Origin of the sequence: Faecalibacterium hattorii (genome assembly GCF_003287455.1) — a bacterium.
GTDB classification, from domain to species: domain Bacteria; phylum Bacillota; class Clostridia; order Oscillospirales; family Ruminococcaceae; genus Faecalibacterium; species Faecalibacterium hattorii.
Genome location: NZ_PRLC01000045.1, coordinates 1 through 1,297 on the forward strand (window position 1 = coordinate 1; position 1,297 = coordinate 1,297).

The following is a 1,297-nucleotide window of genomic DNA, read 5'->3' on the forward strand; positions in this document are numbered from 1 at the left end:
TGAACTGCACCCTATTTGTTAGACAGTATGGTATACTGTTTAGGAAATGGGGTGTTTTTGTATGCCAAAGGGACAACGAAAGTACAACGGAACGCAGAAGGTAGAAATCATTAAACGAATCCACAGAGAAAACCTGAGCTTTAAGGGAGCGTCCAGAGAATATGGCATTTCGGACCGTACACTCAGGGACTGGGAGCGCATTTATTGGGAGGAGGGAGAAGAAGCACTTCTGTTAGAGCGTCGAGGACGATCCTGTGCCGCCAGTGGGACGCAGAAAGGTCGGAAGCCAAAGCTGGATAAGCAAGTAGAAGAAGATCTTATTGCAGAAAATCAGCGACTTCGGATGGAAATCGACTACTTAAAAAAATTGAATGCCTTGGTGCTGGAAGAGGAACGCCAAAACAGAAAGCACAAGTAGTTCAGGAACTAAGGCAGAAATACCCTCTGAAAGCACTGCTGCAACTTGCCGGACTTCCTCGCAGCACGTTCTACTACTATCTGCACCAGTCTCAGAATCCTGCCAAATACCAGATGGTAAAGGAACAGATTGTTATAATCTTCAACGAGAACAAAAAACGATACGGATACCGCAGAATCACAAAAGAACTGCATAACAACGATATTTGTGTGAACCACAAGACGGTTCGGAAACTCATGAAGCAGCTTGGTTTAGTCTGTCAGGTTCGTGCAAAAAGGAAGTACAGTTCTTACAAAGGCGAAGTTGGAGAAGTAGCTCCAAACCTACTGGAACGGCATTTCAAGACAAACCAGCCGAATCGGAAATGGGTCACAGATGTTACCGAGTTCAAAGTGAACGACCAGAAACTCTACCTGTCTCCAATTCTTGATTTGTTCAATGGCGAAGTTATCAGCTACAATCTGAGCCGCCATCCGAACTTTAAGCAAATCATGGATATGCTGGAAGGTGCTTTTCAAAAGCTGCCGGACAAAGTTGACAATCTGATTCTGCATTCGGATCAGGGCTGGCAATACCAGATGAAGTCCTACCAGAATCTACTGAAAGCAAAAGGAATTACGCAAAGTATGTCTCGGAAAGCCACTTGTCTGGACAATGCTGTTGCCGAGAACTTCTTCGGACTGCTCAAGACGGAACTGTTCTATCTGGAAAAATTTGATTCCATTGACCAGCTTGAAAAGGCTATTGTCGATTACATCGACTATTACAACAACCGCCGAATTAAATTAAAACTAAACGGCCTGAGCCCTGTGCAGTACAGGATTCAGACCGTTGGGGCCGCTTAATTTGATTTTTGTCTAACTTTTGGGGTTCATTTCA

2 protein-coding genes are annotated in these 1,297 nt (G+C 44.4%); both read left to right on the top strand.

What is annotated here, in order from left to right:
- Positions 1 to 61 precede the first annotated feature (61 nt).
- Positions 62 to 418, top strand: coding sequence for a helix-turn-helix domain-containing protein (locus C4N23_RS13680; RefSeq protein ID WP_181567141.1), 357 nt, complete (start codon positions 62 to 64; stop codon positions 416 to 418).
- Positions 367 to 1,263 carry an IS3 family transposase gene (locus tag C4N23_RS13685; RefSeq protein WP_112146687.1) on the top strand — a complete coding sequence of 299 codons (897 nt, stop codon included), beginning with the start codon at positions 367 to 369 and terminating at the stop codon, positions 1,261 to 1,263. The genes C4N23_RS13680 and C4N23_RS13685 overlap by 52 nt, the downstream gene beginning before the upstream one ends.
- The last annotated feature ends 34 nt before the right edge of the window (positions 1,264 to 1,297 follow it).

Excerpts from the sequence above, each read along its gene's own strand:
- C4N23_RS13680 (WP_181567141.1), top strand. The coding sequence starts at position 62 with ATGCCAAAGGGACAACGAAAGTACAACGGAACGCAGAAGGTAGAAATC.